This window comes from Gemella sp. GH3 (assembly GCF_013415425.1).
Classification (GTDB): domain Bacteria; phylum Bacillota; class Bacilli; order Staphylococcales; family Gemellaceae; genus Gemelliphila.
The window spans coordinates 1-20812 of the sequence record NZ_JACBYC010000234.1 but is presented as its reverse complement, the minus strand read 5'-3'; the positions used below and the strand labels follow the sequence as shown (position 1 = coordinate 20812).

18 protein-coding genes and 1 riboswitch are annotated in these 20812 nt (G+C 28.1%); of the genes, 3 read left to right on the top strand and 15 right to left on the bottom strand.

Annotation, left to right across the window (positions count from 1 at the left end):
- Window positions 1-393: 393 nt before the first annotated feature.
- The 10 genes from HZY83_RS07955 to HZY83_RS07910 all read right to left on the bottom strand — a co-directional run bounded on the left by HZY83_RS07955 (window position 394) and on the right by HZY83_RS07910 (window position 11885).
- A complete protein-coding gene (locus HZY83_RS07955; RefSeq protein WP_179943506.1) occupies window positions 394-1299 on the bottom strand; it encodes an ABC transporter permease in 906 nt (301 codons plus the stop codon).
- 12 nt (window positions 1300-1311) lie between these two features.
- Complete coding sequence (gene opp4B / locus HZY83_RS07950) at window positions 1312-2277, bottom strand: oligopeptide ABC transporter permease (protein WP_179943505.1); 966 nt, start codon at window positions 2275-2277, stop codon at window positions 1312-1314.
- The gene (locus tag HZY83_RS07945) at window positions 2277-3209 is read right to left on the bottom strand and encodes an ATP-binding cassette domain-containing protein (protein WP_179943504.1); all 933 of its coding nucleotides are present in this window, start codon (window positions 3207-3209) and stop codon (window positions 2277-2279) included. Before HZY83_RS07945 ends, opp4B begins: the two co-directional genes overlap by 1 nt.
- Window positions 3209-4204 carry an ABC transporter ATP-binding protein gene (locus tag HZY83_RS07940; protein ID WP_179943503.1) on the bottom strand — a complete coding sequence of 332 codons (996 nt, stop codon included), beginning with the start codon at window positions 4202-4204 and terminating at the stop codon, window positions 3209-3211. The genes HZY83_RS07945 and HZY83_RS07940 overlap by 1 nt, the downstream gene beginning before the upstream one ends.
- Before the next feature lie 397 nt (window positions 4205-4601).
- Entirely contained in the window at window positions 4602-5387 is a 786-nt protein-coding gene (locus HZY83_RS07935; RefSeq protein ID WP_179943502.1) for an MBL fold metallo-hydrolase, read from the bottom strand.
- Window positions 5388-5617: 230 nt separating this feature from the next.
- Complete coding sequence (yycI, locus tag HZY83_RS07930) at window positions 5618-6400, bottom strand: two-component system regulatory protein YycI (protein ID WP_179943501.1); 783 nt, start codon at window positions 6398-6400, stop codon at window positions 5618-5620.
- Window positions 6400-7743, bottom strand: a complete 1344-nt coding sequence (gene yycH / locus HZY83_RS07925) for a two-component system activity regulator YycH (protein ID WP_179943500.1) — start codon at window positions 7741-7743, stop codon at window positions 6400-6402. Before yycH ends, yycI begins: the two co-directional genes overlap by 1 nt.
- Before the next feature lie 9 nt (window positions 7744-7752).
- Window positions 7753-9627 (bottom strand): ATP-binding protein, encoded by a 1875-nt coding sequence (locus tag HZY83_RS07920; protein ID WP_179943499.1) that lies wholly within the window; start codon window positions 9625-9627, stop codon window positions 7753-7755.
- A gap of 3 nt (window positions 9628-9630) precedes the next feature.
- Window positions 9631-10338: a response regulator YycF gene (yycF, locus tag HZY83_RS07915; protein ID WP_179943498.1), complete on the bottom strand. Its 708-nt coding sequence runs from the start codon at window positions 10336-10338 to the stop codon at window positions 9631-9633.
- A 308-nt stretch (window positions 10339-10646) separates the two neighbouring features.
- Window positions 10647-11885 (bottom strand): CAP domain-containing protein, encoded by a 1239-nt coding sequence (locus tag HZY83_RS07910; protein ID WP_179943497.1) that lies wholly within the window; start codon window positions 11883-11885, stop codon window positions 10647-10649.
- Between the two features lie 319 nt (window positions 11886-12204).
- On the opposite strand from HZY83_RS07910, the gene HZY83_RS07905 reads away from it, so the two are divergent.
- Both HZY83_RS07905 and HZY83_RS07900 read left to right on the top strand, forming a co-directional pair.
- Entirely contained in the window at window positions 12205-13329 is a 1125-nt protein-coding gene (locus HZY83_RS07905) for a nucleotidyltransferase family protein (protein ID WP_179943496.1), read from the top strand.
- A 12-nt stretch (window positions 13330-13341) separates the two neighbouring features.
- A complete protein-coding gene (locus HZY83_RS07900) occupies window positions 13342-14139 on the top strand; it encodes a ribonuclease H1 domain-containing protein (RefSeq protein WP_179943495.1) in 798 nt (265 codons plus the stop codon).
- An 87-nt stretch (window positions 14140-14226) separates the two neighbouring features.
- Here the strand turns inward: HZY83_RS07900 and HZY83_RS07895 are convergent, their stop codons facing one another.
- The 5 genes from HZY83_RS07895 to HZY83_RS07875 all read right to left on the bottom strand — a co-directional run bounded on the left by HZY83_RS07895 (window position 14227) and on the right by HZY83_RS07875 (window position 19918).
- Window positions 14227-14805 carry a CYTH domain-containing protein gene (locus HZY83_RS07895; protein WP_179943494.1) on the bottom strand — a complete coding sequence of 193 codons (579 nt, stop codon included), beginning with the start codon at window positions 14803-14805 and terminating at the stop codon, window positions 14227-14229.
- A 2-nt stretch (window positions 14806-14807) separates the two neighbouring features.
- Window positions 14808-15365 carry a tRNA 5-(aminomethyl)-2-thiouridylate-methyltransferase MnmM gene (gene mnmM / locus HZY83_RS07890; RefSeq protein WP_179943493.1) on the bottom strand — a complete coding sequence of 186 codons (558 nt, stop codon included), beginning with the start codon at window positions 15363-15365 and terminating at the stop codon, window positions 14808-14810.
- Window positions 15365-16300 carry an SAM-dependent methyltransferase gene (locus HZY83_RS07885; protein WP_179943492.1) on the bottom strand — a complete coding sequence of 312 codons (936 nt, stop codon included), beginning with the start codon at window positions 16298-16300 and terminating at the stop codon, window positions 15365-15367. The genes mnmM and HZY83_RS07885 overlap by 1 nt, the downstream gene beginning before the upstream one ends.
- 231 nt (window positions 16301-16531) lie before the next feature.
- A complete protein-coding gene (locus tag HZY83_RS07880) occupies window positions 16532-16816 on the bottom strand; it encodes a hypothetical protein (RefSeq protein WP_179943491.1) in 285 nt (94 codons plus the stop codon).
- Between the two features lie 1326 nt (window positions 16817-18142).
- Entirely contained in the window at window positions 18143-19918 is a 1776-nt protein-coding gene (locus HZY83_RS07875; protein WP_179943490.1) for a glycerophosphoryl diester phosphodiesterase membrane domain-containing protein, read from the bottom strand.
- A 177-nt stretch (window positions 19919-20095) separates the two neighbouring features.
- Window positions 20096-20208, top strand: a riboswitch (FMN riboswitch).
- A gap of 101 nt (window positions 20209-20309) precedes the next feature.
- Here HZY83_RS07875 and HZY83_RS07870 point away from each other — a divergent pair.
- Window positions 20310-20812, top strand: a 503-nt coding sequence (locus HZY83_RS07870; RefSeq protein WP_179943489.1) for an ECF transporter S component, incomplete at its 3' end; no start/stop codon positions are given.

The following is a 20812-nucleotide window of genomic DNA, read 5'->3' as shown; positions in this document are numbered from 1 at the left end:
AAACCATACAATTAATATAAATAAAAAATATATTTAAATAATTAAATACATTCTTTTTAATAATATTATAATTTAAATATATTGTCAATTTATATAATCAAATATTTTAAATATAAATTTTATTTACAACATTTCAATAACATTTAAAATACTACTATATCACAAATTTTATGAAAACTTATGCATACATTAATTAAATTAATATTATAATATTTTGTAATTGGAATTTTAGATGACATACTTCTTATTACTGTTACAAACTTATGTATCTATTTCAACAAGCAAAATATCAGATAAAAATTTAAATATTCTCCCTAATTGTATAGAAAAGCTTTTCACAAAAAAACAGTAGAAATATAAATTTCTACTGTTTCACTTTAAAATTTAATATTATTATAATCTTTGACGAGCATCTAACGCTCTACGTAATGCTTGACCAATATAGTTAATACATAATGCTATCACTAAGATAGATAACGCTGCAGGTAGCCAAATATACATCTTATTAACTAAAATATCTGCATCTTTTGCGTATGATAGTAATGTACCAATACTAGGTGTTCCTGCTGGAAGCCCAAACCCTAAATAAGTAAGAGCAACCTCAGTCCCCATATTGATAACCAAAAGAAGTGTAGCTTCGACTATAATAATAGATGCTATATTAGGTAGAATACCTTTGAACATTATAGAAAAATCACTTGTCCCCATCGTTTTTGATGCCAGTACATAATCACGACGAGATTCTGACAATGCCTTACTACGAACTAGACGAGTTATACTCATCCAAGATAATGCAGATAGCATAAAGATAAAACTTATTACTCCGTACCCTCTATAAATACTAACGAATACGATAATAATCATAAGATACGGTAATATCGTCAAGAAGTCAACAAATCGCATAACTATATTATCAATTTTTCCTCCGTAATAAGAAATTACTAATCCTACCAACGTTCCAAATGATATTACTATAGTAGTAACTACTAAGGAAATCAACATAGAATTACCAATTCCCATCATTAACCAACCGAATACAGAATGTCCTCCTGCATCAGTACCTAGTAAATAACCATCTTCTCCTGGTAATAAAAATCTATTTAAGATATTTACTTCGTGATATTCTGCTTTTAAACCTGTAATTCGAATATAAATATTGAACAATATTACGAAAGTTACTATTGCTGATAATGTAATAAACGCTGTAAGAGCTATTTTATCTTTTTTGAATTCTCTAGCTACAACCGAAAATGCCGAAGGATAATTAGTTACAGCTTTGTTATTTTTTTGTTCTGTCATTGTATAATCCTCCTAATCTAACTTAATTCTTGGGTCTACTATAGCCATAATGATATCTGACAATGCACTACCAACTAAAGTAAGAACTCCAGAAAATAACATTAACGTTGTAACAACACTGTAATCACGATCTGTAATTGATTTATAGAACAACTCTCCCATACCTGGGTATCCAAAGATAGTTTCTACAAAGATACCTCCGGCAAAAAGACCTGTTATTGTAAAACCAAAGAACGCAGCGATAGGCAATATCGAATTTCTAAATATGTGTTTTGAATAAACTTTCTTGATAGGTACACCTTTACTACGTGCAGTTTTTACATAATCACTTTGTTTTGCTTCTATAACTTCGTTACGTAGATATTGAATAGTTCCTACTGTTCCTAACAATGCCATAGTTGTTGCTGGCAAGATTAAGTGATGAAGCTTATTAAGGAAATAAGCAAAAGTTCCAGGCTCAATACCTAAATCTACCGATCCACTTGTTGGGAACCACCCAAAAGTAAATCCGAATAATAAAATCATAACTAAATATAAAACGAAATTTGGAATAGATAAAGCTACAAAAGTATATAGATTGATTGCTTTATCTAATTTTGAATTATTATATCTTCCTGAATACATTCCTAAAGGAATAGCTATTAGATATGTTAAGAATGCCGTTAGTAGCGAAAGATTCAATGTATTGAATATTCTTTCCCCTACTAATGTACTAACAGATTTTCCTGTAACATAGCTAAGACCAAAGTCCCCTTGAACAAAATCTTTTAGCCAAGTATAGTATTGCTTGTACCAAGGATCATAAAAACCTTTTGCTATTCTTATTTGTTCTATTTGATTTTGAGAAATTTTTGGATTTTCTGCTAATCCACTGAAAGGATCTCCGGGCATTAGTTTTGCCATTGCAAAAACCAAAATACTAAGAATAAATAATTGAGGAATCATTATTAAAACACGTTTCAAAACTACTTTCCACATTATTCTTCTCCTCCTTTCATAGCGACATAGTGTGTATCAGTTAATTTTTTCAAGGCATATACTTTTCCGTCCGCATCAAAGTAGTCTGCATAATGCTCTTTGTACTCTTCTTCTACTGCTTTACGAATAGTTATATTTTCTTTGGCTTTATCCAAGTTAGTACTAGGGATAGCCGCAATTAATCTCTTAGTGTATATATGTTGAGGATTGTTATAAATATCCTCTCTTGTTCCTCTTTCTACTATACGTCCACGATACATAATGTAGATATAATCACACATATGCTTAACTACACCTAAATCGTGAGAAATAAATAGATAACTTATATGGAAATCTCTTTGAATTTTTTTCATAAAGTTAAGAACTTGCGCTTGTACCGAAAGGTCAAGTGCTGATACTGGCTCATCTGCCACTATAAGACGTGGATTACATGCTATTGCACGTGCAACTCCTATACGTTGTCTTTGTCCACCAGAAAATTCAAATGGGTATTTATAAAGAACATCTTCTCCCATACCTACTATAGATAAAAGTTCTATTACTCTTTTTCTTGTATCTTCTTCTGATAATTTATCAAAATTTTTGATAGGTTCTGATATTATATCTATTATTCTCTTTCTAGGATTTAGACTAGACATAGCATCTTGGAAAATCATTTGAACATCTTTGTTGTAATTTAATTTTTTTCTGTTTGATTTCTTTGTAACGTCTTCTTCTTTGTAGATTATGCTACCTGCCGTAGCATTTTCTAATCCTAGAACTACTTTTCCTACTGTAGTTTTTCCACTACCACTCTCTCCTATAAGACCGTAAGTTTTTCCAGGTTCAATTTCTATATCTACACCATCTACTGCGTGCACATAACTTTTTATCGTATTAAAGAATCCGCCACGTATTGGATAGTGAACTTTTAAATTTTCAATTTTTAACATTACACAGCGTCCTCCTCAAATCTAAAGTGTTTGTAGCAAGTACATCTTACAAAATGTCCTTCTTCTACCTCATGTAACGTTGGGTTATCTTCATGACTATCTTCTGCCAACTGTGGTACACGTGGTGCAAATCTACATCCTGTTCTGTTCAAGTTTTTTATTGATGGAACCATTCCTTCTATAGCATATAAATCGTCATTACTATCATCATCAAATTGCGGTATACTACGCAATAGACTTCTAGTGTATGGATGTTTTGGATTCTTGAATACTTGTTCTGCTGTTCCAAGCTCCACAACTTCTCCGGCGTAAAGGACAGCAACTCTATCAGCCATTTCTGCAACAACACCTAAATCATGAGTGATTAATATAACTCCAGCTTGCATTTCTGCTTGTAGTTGCTTCAATAAATCTAATATTTGTGCCTGAATAGTAACATCTAGTGCCGTAGTAGGCTCATCTGCAATTATGATTTTTGGTTTACAAGACAGTGCCATAGCTATCATAACACGCTGTCTCATCCCTCCTGATAGCTCATGCGGGTATTGTTTTGCACAACGCTCTGGATAAGGTATTCCTACTTGTGTAAGTAGTTCAATAACTCGCTTATGTCTAGCTTCTTTATCTAATTCTGTATGATAGATAAGTGCCTCTTCTATTTGAGCACCTATTCTCTGCAAAGGATTCAAAGAAGACAAAGGATCTTGGAAAATCATTCCTATTTCCTTACTACGTATACTATTAAGTTCTGCTTCTGACATATCTAACAAGTTTTTTCCGTTATAAATAACTTCTCCTGTAGAACGAGTAAGATTTTCGTTATGTAGACCCATAACCGTAGTTGCTAAAGTAGATTTCCCACAACCACTCTCTCCTACTATTGCAAGAACTTCGTTACTATGTAAATCCAAGCTAACATTGTCAACTGCATTAAAATAGTCGTCTTTTATTCTGAACGCTGTTTCCAAATTTTTTATTTCTAATAACTTTTTCACTAAATAACCCCTTTCATGAGTATTAACGTCTATATTCCTAATATACTAAATCAATTAAATTTACATAGTATATATATTATAAGATTTTTAGATAAATTGCAATAGAAAATTGTCAAATTATGACTTAATTTTCAGATTATTTGAAAAACAATTTATTTTTTATAAAAAATTCTTTTATTTATTATAAAATATATACTAAAAAATTGTAAAATAATAGTGATGAATGCCCAGAAGTAAATATTTCTAAAACTATTCTTTACTCCTAAAACTTTCTATAATAAAAGTTTAACTACATTCATCACTATATAATTTTTATAAAACTGTTTTAATAAATACGTAACTTAGCACTAACTATGATATCATAAATCAGAACTTTTACGCAATAATATGTTATATTTTATTGCACAGAAACTATATTTGTTGGATCATCTGGATCTGTATCAGAAATTTTAATATTTTTTTCACAATCAAATCCATATTCCTCAAGTATGTTTCTAGTTGTCATATAAGCTAATTCTTTCGTATTGTTTTCTTTGCTAATATGCGCTAAAAATATATTTTTTGTATTATCTCCTATTATCTTTGTTAAATAATTAGCAGAATCTTTATTAGATAAGTGACCTTGATCTGATAAAATACGTTGTTTAGTCTTCCAAGGGTACGAACAACTCAACAAAATATTTTCTTCGTGATTACTTTCATATATTAGTGTGTTAGAATTTTTTATGTTATCAATCATTTTATCAGATACATAGCCTGTATCTGTCAAAATACTAACCTTTTTTCCTAATCTCTCAAATGTATAAAATTGGGGATTAGCAGCATCGTGACTAACCCCAAAGCTACTAACAGTAACTCCTTGGAAATCACGTACTTCATCTTTTTCAAAATGAAATTTCAAATCTGTTTTGATTTCTCCTATATTCATATTATCCCAAGTTAATTTATTAGCATAAACTGGGATATTATATTTACGTGCCAAAACTCCTACACCTTTTATATGATCTATATGTTCGTGACTAACAAAAATATGTTTTACATCTTTAATATCTCTATCAATCTTATTTAGATTTTCTATTATTTTTTTACCCGTTAAGCCTGCATCTACAAGACAGCTAAATTCTCCGTCTTCTATATAAATGCTATTACCACTACTGCTACTTGCTAAAATAGAAACTTTCACAAATAACCTCCTTACTTTTATCTTAATATTATATCATTTTTTTCTTTGTTCTGTAATTTTTAATCTCTGGCTATTAAATTTATCTTGCTAAAATGATATTTTATCATTATATAAAACATTAATAATTAATATAGCGATAAGCCAACATAATAGTAGCCTATCGCTATAAACTATAATTTTTCACATAAAAATCTACATCATTTATTATCCTATTACATAAATAATGAATATTACTTATTAAGTATTTTAATATTAAATGCATCTACATAATAGACTCTTACTTTCCCGTCTGTCTTAACTTCTATTCTCCAAGTAGGTATTAGTACCTGGTTAGTTAATTGTGAAATATAAGTATAATAACCTATTTCAGAAACTACTTCGCTATTATTAGGTATATAATTTTCGTGATATAGTTTGTAGACTGCTTGACGATAATTGGCTATCATACCAACATTTTCTTGCTTAAAATCATCTAGAGATGTTTGTGTAAAACTTACTATATCTCCATTATCTTCTACTTGAAAATTAACGACCGCGTTATTATTATCATATATTTTAAGCCCCTCAAACGCTTGACGATATGTTACATTTTTTTTATTTTCATCATAACTATCAAAAACATAGTAACTCGTCTTAGAAACTTCTGTATTCAAAAATGTACTTAAAAGCTCCTTGTAGTTATCCTTATTTATATTAGCTAAAACTTTTTCTGTTGTAACAGAAAGTTTGGTAATATCATTTTGAGTTATGGTCTCGTAGTTATGTTCTCCTTTTATATCAACAGGAGAAGTAATTGTCTTCACGGTAGCGTTAACATAACCTAATACATCTTTTTTTATTGTAGGTTCTATTATAGTTATATTATTGCTTTGCAGAGATTTAATTATCTCATCTTTTTCTTTATAAACTTCTGCTTTGTTTTTATAAACTGTATATCCATAAATAGATACTAAAATTATATTTAAGCCTAAGAAAAGATAAATAAATAATGTTTTGATCTTACTCCATTCCATTATAATTCTCCTTTCTTAACTTTTTCGTTAATATCCTCTAACTGTATATATTTACCATTATATTTTATATACCAAGTAGGAGTATAAATTAATTTGTTATTTGTTTTATCGTATTTTTTGTCATAACCTAAATCCACATCTTCTACTAATGATAAATCAACATTGTTAAAGAGATAGTTCAAAACAGCATCTATATTCTCAACAGAAAATACGTTCATTTTTGTAGAAGATATTTGTGTATCTCTTATTATTTTTGGATAGCTGACTGTATAAACTCCTTCTTTATTAACTTGAACACTTATATTACTAATAATATCGTTAGAGAAAACTAACCCCTCTTGATATACTTCGCTATATTCTATTTTATTGTTCTTTATAGATGTCGGTGTATAATCTAAATCTGGAACATATCCTGTTAATAAGAAATTTGCCGATATAGACTGGATTTCTACTTCGTCTTGTGAATTGTTATTACTCGTTCTTATAATATTTGACGGGTTAATATATGTTATTTCTGTAGCTTTTTCTCGTAATATAGAGTATCCATCAGTCGCCTCTTTTGTATTACTATCTAAATTACTTATTTTAATATTATTACTGTTAGAGAATATATTTTGTGCTACATTATTTATTTCAACATTTTTAGCACTATATTCGTCTTTATAATAATTACTAATTATTTCTTTAACATAAATTTTACGTTTACCATCTACAATATACTTAGAGTAAATTTCACTTTTTACATTGAACCAAGATTCTACATAATTGTAAATATCTGTATTAAATTCTATTTGCATATATGTATCTGAATTGCTTTTATACAGATAGATTATATTTTTTGTATTATCTGGTATTATAACTGTATCAAAAGACAAACTATTAGACTGATTATAGTCTCCAGAGTAGATAAATTGCGATGATATTGTATCAGCCAAATAATTGTAGTTTAGACTATAATATACTTTACTTTTATCTAATATATCATTTATACTCTTTGTTCTAATTCTTGTTGCAACGATTTCTGATTCTGATATTTGTCTCATTATATCTTTAATAATATGCTTATCTTTTACACCGTGCACACTAGAAGCCTTTATTATAGCATTTTCCATAGGAGGCTCTTCCCTATTTTCCTTATTTTCTTTAACTATAATATTTGGTGAAAGTAAATTCAAACTGTTAGTTTTTAATTTTTCTTTTGCTTGTTCTTCTTGTTTACTATTTGTTAAGCCTAATAATTCATAATCCGATTTATTGCCGACTATAGATAATGTAAGGAATATGCTACTGACAACTAAAAATAACAGAATAAAAGTCTTTATCGTTTCTTTTCTTTTTTCCATAGTTCCTCCTTACTCCCATTCATCTGTAAGATTTTCTGAAGGTAACATTACAAATATAATTGTTCCATATCCTTCTCTACTTTGAGCCCAAATTCTTCCTTTGTGAGCTTCTATTATAGATTTTGATAATGCTAGCCCTAATCCTGTACCTCCCATACTTCGCTGTCTACTCTTGTCAACTCGGTAAAATCTATTAAATATTTTGTCTATATGAGCTAAAGGAATACCTATTCCCTCGTCTTTTATAGAAATACTTACTCTATTTTGGTTGTAGTTTTGACGTACTCTTATTGTTATATTTTTCCCGTCTGGAGAATATTTTACTGCATTGTTTATAATATTATCGAACACTTGTATCAGTTTATCCTGATCCCCTTCTACAAAGACAGGCTCTTTTGGTAAATAAAGAGCAAATAGTTTGTCTGTATGTGTAATTTTAAATCTAGCTACTATCGTTTCAATTAATTTATTAATATCAATAAATTCTTTGTCATAGTGTTCTTCTTTTATATCCATTTTCCCTAGTTGCATTAATTCTTCTACCATACGTATCATACGAGTAGTTTCTTTTTGGATAGTATCTATAAATACAGGTGCTAATTTTTCGTCATTTATAACACCATCTTCTAGCGCTTCTACATAGCTACTCATAGTAGTCAGCGGCGTTCTTAATTCGTGAGATACTGTAGAGACGAAATCACGTCTTTCTTTTTCTTGACGCTCTTGCTCGGTAACGTCATAAAGAACGATAATATAACCTTCAGATTTGAAGGTTGAGAAATATTTACTATCCAAATTATCGGCTATAATACCGTTAAATTCTATTCTATACAGCAATTCGTCTTTATTGTCATCAACTATAGAAACTAACAAGCTATTTTCTACTTCTAATATTTCTTCTATCGTATTATACTCTGTAATATTCAATATTTCTAGACAATTCTTACCAATAAATATATCTCGCCCACTTCCGTATAACATTTCTCTTGCACTATCATTAATAAGAACTATTCTACCATTATTATCAGTAGCAATAATTCCGTCCTTCATACTATTAATAATAGTTGATAATTTTCTTCTTTCTGCTTCTGTAATACGTTGTTCTTCTTTTATCTGTTTAGAAATTTTGTTAAATGCTACAGCTAAGTCACCAATTTCATCTTTGGTATTTATTCCTTTAATTTCCTCATAATTACCATCTGCCATCTCTTTAACTTGTAAACTCATTTTTTCGATAGAGTTGGTAATAGTTTTTGAAGCGAAAAATCCGATAAATACGGTCGCTATCATAGAAAGTATCGTCCCTATTATAAATATGTTTATTACATCATCAACATCAGAATAGACACTACCTATATCCGACACTATGTAAGTTACACCTATTACATCACTACCACTTTTAATAGGACTTGCGTAAACCCAATAAATTCTTTGGTTCTCATCTATCTGTTCTTTACTAGAACTCTCACCAGTCTTAATAACTTGGTTTACTATAGGGTCAACAGATCTTTTACCTAAATAATTTTCACTACTGTTAGTAGTAGATGAAGCTATAATTTTCAAATCTTTGTCTACAACATTTACCATTAGTAATTTCGTTGTAGAAAATTCACTAACTGTCTTTCTTATGTTACTTTCTATCTGTTGCCTTTCTTTGTCATCAGAAGAATTTTTAGTTAATTCTTCCATAACATTATAGTTTAATTTTTTTTCTTGTTCTATTATGGTATTTTGGAAATTTGTTATATTTTTAGTTTTTAATTGTGTTGTAAAATATAACCCTATTAATTGTAAGGAAATTATATTTACTAAAACATAAACTACCAAAAACTTGAATCTAATAGATGTAAAAAATCTCTTATTTTGTTTAAAGCTAAGAGCCATAGTCTACTCTTCCTCTCCCATAAAGTACCCAACACCTCGTCTTGTCATTATATAAAGAGGGTTAGAGGCATCGTCTTCTATCTTTTCTCTAAGACGTCTTACTGTAACATCTACCGTTCTAACATCACCAAAATAGTCATATCCCCATACTGTTTGCAATAGATTTTCTCGAGTTAAAACTTGTCCTCTATGTTTTGCTAGATAGTGGAACAAATCAAACTCTCTACGAGTAAGCTCTATTTGTTCTCCGTGTTTTTTTATCGTGTATGCTTCTGGATAGATTACTATATCCCTAATAGTAAATTCATTGCTACTAGAGGGTTCATCTTTACCTTCTGATTTTTTTGTAACTCTTCTCAAGTTCACCTTAACTCTAGCCATTAATTCTCTAGTAGAAAAAGGTTTTGTTACGTAGTCATCTGCACCAAACTCTAATCCTAATACTTTGTCTATTTCAGTATTTTTGGCTGTTAACATAATAATAGGAACATCTAGTTTGTTTCTAATTTCACGACATACTTCCATACCATCTTTTTTGGGTAACATTAAATCTAACAATATTAAATCAGGCTCTTCGCTAAAAGCTAACTCTACTGCTTTTTCTCCGTCATGAGCCATTATTACTTCATAGCCTTCTTTCTTAAGATTAAAATCTAGAATTTTTGCTATAGGTTCTTCATCATCAACTACTAATACTTTATAAATTGTCATAATTACTTTCTTCCTATCCTTAATTTAATCCTCGAAATATAGTTAAACTTATTTTACCGAACATAAATAAAATTAGTTCGTTAATTTACGTTTAATATACCATTATTTTCTATATTTTTCCAGTTATACCATACTTTTCATATATAAATTCATCAATATACCTTTTATACATTTTATTTAATTACCTATAATCATTTGATAAAAACTGTATAAACATACATATAGCACAGCAAATCAACTAATAAATTTCTAAAAAAATTCGATAGCCTTAAGACTACCGAACTTTTTGTATATTTATCAGTTAAAAATTATGCGAAGATTTGTACTCCGTAATAATTGTTTCCTACTTTTACAACTTTTATAGCTACTGAAGTATAATTTTTGTTTAACATAGCTGCATTATGAGAAGCTGAGTTTTTCCAGAAATTCATCATTCCTTGAGCTCCATACATACTGTAAGCTAAGTTTTCTCCTCTAGCTCCAAGACCAGAGAATGCTGTAATCCAAGATGAACCGTTAAGTCTAGTATGTAATCCCATTCCAGAAGGAACTCCTGATTTTACTTTCGTAGCAAGTTCGTTAGCACGAACTTCTGCTCCAGCAAGTAAAGCATTATTAACAGTTAGTGCAGGTAATCCATTAGCTAAACGATGTGCATTTAATTGCTGGAATACTTGTGCTGCAACTGTAGCTTCATCAGTACCTTGTACAGTCGTTTGTGGCGCAGTTACTACTGGCTTAGCTACTTGTACTGCTGGTTGCACAGATCTTAAAGGACTTGCTACTGCTGTAGTAGAAGCTACTTTTACTTCATTACTAACTTTATTTACATTTACTGTTTCTGAAACTTTGTCTTCTTCTGTTACTACTGCTGGGGCTGGTTTAACTTCTTCTTTTGGAGCCTCTTCAGTTACAGGAGTTTCATTTTTAGGTGCTTCTTGTACTGGTTCTACTGCTGGTTCTTCTTTCGGTGCTTCAACTTCGTGTTTATCCTCTGTCTTAGCCTCTTCTTTATTTTCTACTACAGGTGCAGCACTAGGTTCTACTGGGGTAGTAATTTCATTCGAAACTTCAGGTTTAACCTCTTCTTTTTTATTTATTTTCGGTTGTTCTACTGTTTCTGGAACTTCCACATCATAACTAATAGTAGTTTCTAATTTATACTTTTTAACAAAACCATCTAGTTTCAATGTTTCTCTTACAACAGAAGTTTTTGGTAATTGTTTTTGTTTTTCAGTTTTTTCTGCAACTATTTCTAATTCAAAAGAAACACTTTCTCCAGCTTTTAGAGAGGCTTGCTTAAATACAAATGTTTGATTATTGCTAGCTTTCGCTCTAACAGAAAGATTATTAACATCTTTCGTCGCTGTAACTACTACGTAGTTTTTACCATCTTTTTCTATTAATTGTGCTTTAACATTAGGGTTTGCAGTTTCTACATTTACTGTTTCAACCCCAGCAGCTACTGTAATTTTTTCTCCGTTGTATCCAGACAATAAAATTGTACTTGCTAATAATCCACTAGTTATCTTTAACGTTCTTTTCATAATCAAATATCCTCTCACTTTGCTTAATTTAAATAATTTCACTTAATTTTAGTTTCTTAATCTATTTTTCATAAGTTTCTGTTTTAAATTATAATTTAGATACAATCTAAATTTTGATTTTATATTAATCGTTAACTACCATTATAAATAAGCTTTCTGCACAATTCAATAGTTGTAACACAATTGAAATATATATTTAATAATTGTCATATAATGGATAGTATAAACCATTTTTGACTCATTAAACTTACAGTGCTATATAGTAATTATATTGTGGTATAATTGTATAATAACTATGTAAAAAATAAGGAGAAATATTTTGAGAATAGGTATCGTTGCAGAATTTAATCCATTTCATAATGGTCATAAATATCTAATAGATTGTGCAAAAGAATATATGTTCACACAACAGCTATTCGGAGATATAATTGTCGTTATGAGCGAATTTTTTACCCAACGCGGAGAAATCGCTATAGTCGATGGTTATACTAGAGCCGAAGAAGCAGTTAGGGCAGGTGCAGACTTAATTTTAGCACTACCTTATAGGGGATCTGTTGCATATAGTGATGATTTTGCAAAAAAAAGCATTGACATTCTTATCAAATGCGGTATTACTCATCTAATATTCGGTACAGAAGATGATATTACGTATTTTGACAAAATATATAGAAAAGAACAACGTCATTCAACCAAATTAGAAATAAAGAATTTACTCAAAACAGGAATTAGCTATCCAAAAATTATGCAAAAGATATTTGATATTCCTATTGATAATCCTAATTTCACACTAGCGTACAGCTACTACAAAGCTATAAAAAATTCAAAAAAAAATATAACCCTTATTCCTATAAAAAGAAAAGGTCAAAAACTTAATGAAAATACAGTAATAGATAGTGAATTTTTGAGTGCTACAACTATAAGAAATAATTTTGAATCAGATATAGTAAAAAATCATATATCTAATAATATGTTACAAGCTATGAAACAAAACAGTATAACCGAAAACAACTTTTATAACTTAATTAAATACAACATTCTTAATTTAGGTATTGAGAATTTAAAAAATATTTATGATGTATCAGAAGGTTTAGAAAATAGAATTTACAATTGTAATATCATCGCGAAAGATTACTATGAACTCGTAGATTTAATTTCTACAAAACGTTATACAAAAAAAAGAATACAACGTATTTTACTTCATATTTTAACTAATACAACTATTTACGACATAACCGAACCTATTAACCACGTAAGAGTTTTGGCAGTAAACAAAGAAAAAACTGCTATTATTCGCCAAATTAATAATAATGAAAATATTCAATTACATCAAAAATTAAAAAAAGAAAATGCTAGATTTTTTAAACACGATATAAAAGTTAGTAGAATTTATACAATTATGAATAATAAACGTGATATATTCAAAGAAAATATAAAATTAGTTTAGGAGAGTGAAGATATGGCAAAATTTTATGCAGTACGTAACGGGCGAAAAATAGGAATATTTGAAACGTGGGAAGAATGTAATGCTCAGGTTAAAGGATACTCTGGAGCTAAATACAAAAGTTTTAACAATTATAATGATGCAGAAAATTACTTATTAAATGATGAAAATAATGAACAAAAATCAAAAACATCTTCTTCTAATAGCGAAATAGAATACAAAAATTACGCTTTTATTGATGGTAGTTATGACAAAGATGCAAAAATTTACGGATCTGGTATTATTATTGTCAATAACGGACGAAAACAACAATATAAACTTGCAAATAACAATCCTAATATAGCAACATTACATAACGTAGCAGGAGAGTTAGAAGCTGTAAAATTTGTTCTAGACTATGCTTGTGAAAATAACTTGTCAGAAATAGCTATTTTTCACGATTATAGTGGGATAGCTTGCTGGGCTACAGGAGAGTGGAGCGCTAGATTAGAATATACAAAAGAATATGCAAAATTTGCACAAAACATTATGAATAAAATAAAAGTCAACTTCGTTAAAGTAAAAGCTCATAGTGGTAATGAACTAAATGAGATTGTTGATAAATTAGCAAAAGAAGCAATTAACGACTTTAAACGTAGTAGGGCTAATTATAAGATTCAAAAAGATCTTTCTCCAAATCCTAAGGAAAAAAATGTAAACATAACTTCCAACAAAAATAAACTTGAAGACATTATTTGTGATATAAACGATGACTTTTCTTTCGGAGATGAGGAAGACAGAATTTTAATAGAAAATCTAAAGAATAAACAATAAACACCATAAAAAAAGACCGAAAATTCCGGTCTTTTTTTATAATAAAATACAAAATTAATAATTTATAGTAACCTAGACAAAATAGTTTTACTGTAATTTTTTACTATATTCAAAGGCTCTAGCTATTTTCGGTTTAGCTGTATTCCTAGCTATATTGAACTTATTTAATAATCTTTCAAATGCTTTTTGTCCTATATTATAATCCGTTACTTCAAATTCTAACTCGTAATCTACAACATTCCCTAGAAAATAAGTTTTATCCAATACTAATAATCCCTCATCTAACATTAATTCTCTTCTATCTGTTTCTATCTTTTGGATTAGCTTTAAGTCGCTAGTTATTTCCCATTCTGCAAAAATTTCTTTGATTTCGGCAGGTAATTCTTTAACAGAAATATTATTAGGAATATCATTATCAGTTAAACGAACATTTATTTCTATATTTTCCTCAAGATTTTTCTTGATTTTTAATGTTATTTCTTTATTATCAGCAGTGTGGCGAATCCTAAGAGCAGCGTTATTTTGTTTTAAAATTTGATTGGCTGTATCGTAATAAAAATTTCTATTATTAATTATTTTTTTATCTCGCAAATGAAAATGCTCCATTAATGCTTCATACTGCGAAGCATCGAGTAATTGTTTAAACTCTAACTCTATTTCTCTCATTATTAAATATCCTTTATTTTTTCCAAAATTACTAAATAAGGTGCGTTGTTTTTTTGATTAATAAATCTATATTCTAACACTTCCACATACTTTTGATTGATATTAGCAAAGTAGGGCATTAATATATCTTTTTCTTCTTTTCCTTCTTTATGTCCCCAGTAGATAACAATAGCTATTCTGCCGCCTATTTCTAGATTAGGTAACATTTTTTCGATAGTGTTTTTCGTAACTTCGCCCAATGTTGTTACACTATGATTAGCATTAGGTAAATACCCCAAATTAAAAATAACCGCACTTATTTTTTCTGCAATATATTTTTCAAAGTTTTCATGTGAATCTAAGATCAATTTAACTTTTTCTTCAACTCCATTGATAGTCAATAATTTTTTCGTATTATTTATAGCTGTATCTTGAATATCAAATGCTACAACACGCTTAGCAATTGTTTTAGCTAAAAATAAAGTATCATTGCCATTGCCACAAGTTGCATCTACAACTATACTATTTTTATCAATTTTTTCTTTCAATATTTTTTCAGCAAACGCTAACACTTTATCCATTACTTTTGTATTTCCTCTAACTTTTTCATTATTTCTTCTAATTCAACATAACCTACTGTAGCATTCATTGTATAAGCTAACATATTTTTTAAAACTTTTGCAAAATTCTTTGCCACAACTTCGTTGACATTAGAATCTACAGATCTAATTGATACTAACATATCATTTACTGCATCGCTTATTTTATATAAATATTCTCTTTCATCTAAGTCATAATTTTCTTCTTCATAGTCTGGGAGATAATTTTGCAAGTTATAATCTGCCGCTTCTTTGAACGGAGGAATATAAATAGTTCGCAAATTATTAACTTTCTCTCCGACACTTGCAGAAAGTTCTGCTAAAGAAGATGTATATATTTTCTCATCATCACAACCAACTTGTTCCATTATTGTAACAGGGTAGAAAAACGGATAATATCTATCCAACTCTACAGAAATATCTCCTGCCGTAATATCGTCATAACATTGCGTAATTAATAGGTGTTTTCTTGGATCTATATTTTTGAATGCTTCTAAATCTGTAGCATCAACTAGAGTAAATCCTTCTACAGGATCAAATTTCGCAGCATTAAAACAGCTATCCAAAAAACTTTCTCCTCCAATAACCTCTACTTTTTCAGATTTCTCTAACAAAAGTTTTGTAGTAAGTTCTGCTACCATAGGATGACCAGGTACAAGGTACATTACATCTTGATTTTTATTTTTTTGTAATATATATGCTACTATATTCTCATATGTCTCCGAAAAATTATCGCTTTGCTCATAAAATCTATCGCAAGTTTCATAATATATATTATTATCATCTAAAAAGCTTATTGCCGGATGCTCCTTAGTTCTAGCCAAAATAAATTTATCTTTATTAGTCAAAAGCATTTGTTTTATACTATCTTTTATATTTAAACTATTATTAGGTCCCAGACCAATTATATATATCATAGTTTGCTCCTTAATATTATTAACGTTAGAAAAATTATACTACAAATTCAATTATTTGTCTTTGAAAAAATATAGTTTATTTCACGTGTAAACAATTAATACATATAAAATTTATTACAGATTAATTTTTTATAATACACTATTAACCTTTATTAGTTAAAGATTAAAAACTTACACGGAGTAGAAAAAACAGGAGCGTATTAATGCTCCTGTTTTTCTATAGTGTAGTTGTTATTTCTTGTATTTTTTTATCATTTCTAAAATTTCTATTCTTGCTATATTTATAGCTGATACTGCGAAGTATGTTATAAGCATAGAGCTAGCTATATTCTCTTTATTTATAGTATAAAATTTCAAATATATATTTGTTAAGTTTACTATTATCATTATTAATATAGCTAATTTTAATATAGTAAGATTATGAAATCTTTTTAAACTATTCTTCCTAATTATTTCTGTACAAAGGTTACCCATATTTAAACCTATCATTAAAACTAATAACGATTTTATAATCATATTTATATATCCTTTATTTAATCTTCTTTTGTTTTATATATTTACGTGATATTACTAATATTACGACAGTTTATGTATTTATAAATTTTAATATCATATAAATTATGTGCTATTATTGATATAAAAATTAATAATATTGTTGATTAAAATTAATTTTTTCATTTTATACTAACTAAAATGTCTCTATTGCACAAATATAATATTTATTATTAAAAATTACTATTTAACACCTTTTTTCTTTTTACTATTAAATATAAAGAAATATATACTATCGCAACTATTATTATATGTAAAAATGCCTCTAATAAATTTAATTCTCTTATAAGTATAATATAGTGTAATATTTCAAATATAATTGAAATTAATGTTATAACTATATAATGTTTCGCAAAATTAATCATTTTAACCTTCCCAAGTTATTGTTTAAACTTTTCACTTAACTTCTTATACACATAAATCAAGGTCCCTGTATCTACTATAAACAATATGGATAAAAATATATATTTTTTCATAAGTCATATTAATAACCTCTCAAACTATAAAAATATTTTTCACTCCATACATAGCAAAAGATATTAAATTATACTTCACAATATAATAATATAATAAATAACCGTTTTCATTTTATACCTTACCATTGTAGGAGTAATTATAGTATTAATAATTATAATGCTATGAGCTATTAAGCTGCTATATTTAGTTGTTATGCAGAAAAAATACATAGTAGAAATAATATATGCAATAAAGTTAATTACAACTACTTTTCTATATTTTTTATTTATCATTTCACACACTCTTTCATTAACAGTGATTTTTTACTAAATTATTTTTCTTATATAATATCTTAACAACGTTAGTCTTACAGCTTGCGTTAACATAAATATATGCTCTACACCTTAACAATAACATAGAAAATTATTGTAATCAATAAGAAAAACAGATACAAAATAATGAAAAACAGCTTAATAAATAAACAAAAATAACTATCTATATATAACAATAACATTGATTTAATAACTGCCAAGAATTCAAGAAAATAACAGCCAAGATTGAACATATAATACAAAAGTAATATTTTATAGTTAAGAACAATAACAAAAATCTGTTTCAATATAAAATGATAGGAAGATATACTATAAATATCCTTCCAAAATTTATTATTTATTTAATAATTTAGTCAAAAATTATTTATTTATATTTTTAATATACAAGAATAAAAACACTTTTAAATCTCATAACATACTACTTTATCGTAATATAAATCCATAAACTACATCCAAAGTTTCACGTGTAAATAAAAAAAGTCCTAGTATATTACTAAGACTTTTATATCATATTAATTACTCTATAGAAATAGTTGTTATTTTCTTTAGAAATTTGTTTTTCCGTTTGAACGCTCTCTATCTCATCAGTTATAATTCCATCAACACCACTATGTAAATATTTTATAATAGTGTCTTTATCATTGATAGTCCAAACGTATAACTCTTTGCCACTATCTTTAGCTTCTGAAAGTTTTTCTTGACTAAAAGAAAAATCTTCTATTACGTAGAAATCTACATTCTTCTCCGAAAAGCCTCCCAATTGAAGAGGAATTACGTATCCTGTATTAAACTCCGGTGCTTTCTGCTCTATTTCCTTTATAACTTTTAAGTCTAAAGACATAACTTTGTAATCTTTTTCTACTTGTAACTCTCTTAATTTATTTATTACTAAGTCTGCATAATTATCAGGCTCTTGTCCATGAGGTTTTAGCTCAACTAATAGTTTTATATCTAATTCTTTTGCTTTATATACAAACTCTTCAAATGATGGGATTCTACTTTCGAAATCTCCTGCTTTAATCTTTAGTCCTACTATTTCATCATAAGTCATATCTGCTACTTTTTTATTTACACTAGCTAATCTTTTCAAGTTATAATCATGCATAACGACAAATTTATTATCTTTTGTTAATAAAATATCGACTTCTACATAATTTGCATTAGCTTTCTTTGCCGCTTCTAATGCTTCTATAGAATTTTCTACACCATATTTTACATATCCTCTATGCCCAATTATAATACTATTTTCATTAAGCTCTCTAGCATATATAGTGAGTGAGTTTACAGCAAATACACCTGCTATAGCCAACACCGAGAATACTACTAATATTTTTGATTTCTTTTTCTCTGATTTTTCGTAATTAACTTCTTTACTTACCTTAAAATCTTCTCCTATTTCATCATAATTCTTAATAATAGTAACCAAAGTAGTAATAATTACAATTTTTGATAAGGCAGCAAAAGAAAACATGATACCTTTTAGTAGAGTAAAGAACAGCGATTGTAACAATAAACTATTCCCATCACTATCAAAGTATGTAAATAATAACACTAGAATCACTATGACAGCTACTAAAATAAAAATAAATATTAATTCAAACAAAAATATTACACTTAACAATTTTAGTTTATTTTTTTTCGTTAACTGCCAGCTTTTCTTTATATTCTCTAAAATGTTACTATCATTAATCATTGTTAAAGGCAACACAAAAAATAATCGCAAATTAAAATATAATAAAATTAAAATCAATATTATGTACACTACTAAACCACTTGTAGTTTTCATAAGTTCGCCTGTTATAAACTTTGGAATATATAAATCTTTAGTTAATATTGATCCTAAGCCTAGATTAGCAAAAGGTACCATACTTACAAAATAAAGTAAGAAAAATATAATTTGTGGTCCTACTAACATTTTTGATTTTTTAGCAGCATTTCTAATAAAATCTTTTGCAGAATAATATCGACCTACAGAGCGACCATAAACATTTATCGTTAATACAGAAAATTCGATAAACATTAAAAAAGATAATACTAAAATATATACTAAAATTAAAACTAAGCCCCAAGGATTAAATAAAATACTTAAAATAGATGTTTGAGTTAAATTTGTCTGATTAGAGACTGCTAATATTAATTCAAATATCATTGATAATATTGTTACTCCACCAAATACTATAAAAAATTGAAGTAACATAGCATTAGTTACGTAATTATATTTATTTTTATAAATATTTGACCAAACTTCTTTAAACAATTGTAATGTAGTCTGCTTCATTTCTTCTCCTTTAAAATTATATAGTAATTATAACTAATTATTATATCATATCTGTCTACCTATAAGTAGAAATTCACTATTAATAGTTTACTTTGCAAAAATATACCAAGCGTTTTTATTATCGTTTCACTTGACTTTTATCTTTACAAGATTTATACTGATTTTAATAAAAATTAATATTATCTTCGGGGTAAGGTGAGATTCCTAACCGGCGGTTATAGTCCGTGAGCGAAAGCTGATTTGGTGAAATTCCAAAACCGACAGTATAGTCTGGATGGGAGAAGATAAACATCTTGAGGTTATAAAGACCTCATTTTTGTAGTACATTCTTTTACCTCGTGTTTTTTAACACGTTTTTTTTATACCTTCAGAAGATAGAAAAGGAGTTAAAATGTATAAAAATACACATTCAATAATTTTAAGTGCATTACTTGCAGTACTATCTCTTATTCTATCTTTAATAGCTGTGGCAGTTCCTTTTTTGCCACCATTTTTAAAGTTAGATTTATCAATGATACCACTATTTATAGGCTTTTTAATTTTAGGCTATAAAGAAACAATAGTTATATCTATTCTTAAAAATTTCCTACACTTCTTGTTAATATCTCATGAACCTACAGGAAGCATAGCAAATATAATCGTAGAAATAATATTTATTTCTTGTTTATCTGTATTTTATAAAAAAGAACTTTATAAATTTATAATAGGTAGCATTGTTGCTACAATTGCTATTACATTAGCGATGTCTGTTATGAATTATTACGTTTTACTTCCAATGTATGGATATATTATTAATCTTAGCGATTTAACTAACAATCTAAAATTACTAGTTACTTATGGAATTATTCCTGTCTCTTATAAACATCTGACGCTGCCGACGAACTCTAGGGTGTA

Coding starts and splice junctions, on each gene's coding strand:
- HZY83_RS07910 (WP_179943497.1), bottom strand. CDS start 11,885: ATGAAAAGAACGTTAAAGATAACTAGTGGATTATTAGCAAGTACAATT.
- HZY83_RS07895 (WP_179943494.1), bottom strand. CDS start 14,805: ATGAGAGAAATAGAGTTAGAGTTTAAACAATTACTCGATGCTTCGCAG.
- HZY83_RS07885 (WP_179943492.1), bottom strand. CDS start 16,300: ATGATATATATAATTGGTCTGGGACCTAATAATAGTTTAAATATAAAA.
- HZY83_RS07880 (WP_179943491.1), bottom strand. CDS start 16,816: ATGATTATAAAATCGTTATTAGTTTTAATGATAGGTTTAAATATGGGT.
- yycF (WP_179943498.1), bottom strand. CDS start 10,338: ATGACAATTTATAAAGTATTAGTAGTTGATGATGAAGAACCTATAGCA.
- yycH (WP_179943500.1), bottom strand. CDS start 7,743: ATGGAAAAAAGAAAAGAAACGATAAAGACTTTTATTCTGTTATTTTTA.
- mnmM (WP_179943493.1), bottom strand. CDS start 15,365: ATGGATAAAGTGTTAGCGTTTGCTGAAAAAATATTGAAAGAAAAAATT.
- yycI (WP_179943501.1), bottom strand. CDS start 6,400: ATGGAATGGAGTAAGATCAAAACATTATTTATTTATCTTTTCTTAGGC.
- opp4B (WP_179943505.1), bottom strand. CDS start 2,277: ATGTGGAAAGTAGTTTTGAAACGTGTTTTAATAATGATTCCTCAATTA.
- HZY83_RS07920 (WP_179943499.1), bottom strand. CDS start 9,627: ATGGCTCTTAGCTTTAAACAAAATAAGAGATTTTTTACATCTATTAGA.
- HZY83_RS07900 (WP_179943495.1), top strand. CDS start 13,342: ATGGCAAAATTTTATGCAGTACGTAACGGGCGAAAAATAGGAATATTT.
- HZY83_RS07955 (WP_179943506.1), bottom strand. CDS start 1,299: ATGACAGAACAAAAAAATAACAAAGCTGTAACTAATTATCCTTCGGCA.
- HZY83_RS07945 (WP_179943504.1), bottom strand. CDS start 3,209: ATGTTAAAAATTGAAAATTTAAAAGTTCACTATCCAATACGTGGCGGA.
- HZY83_RS07875 (WP_179943490.1), bottom strand. CDS start 19,918: ATGAAGCAGACTACATTACAATTGTTTAAAGAAGTTTGGTCAAATATT.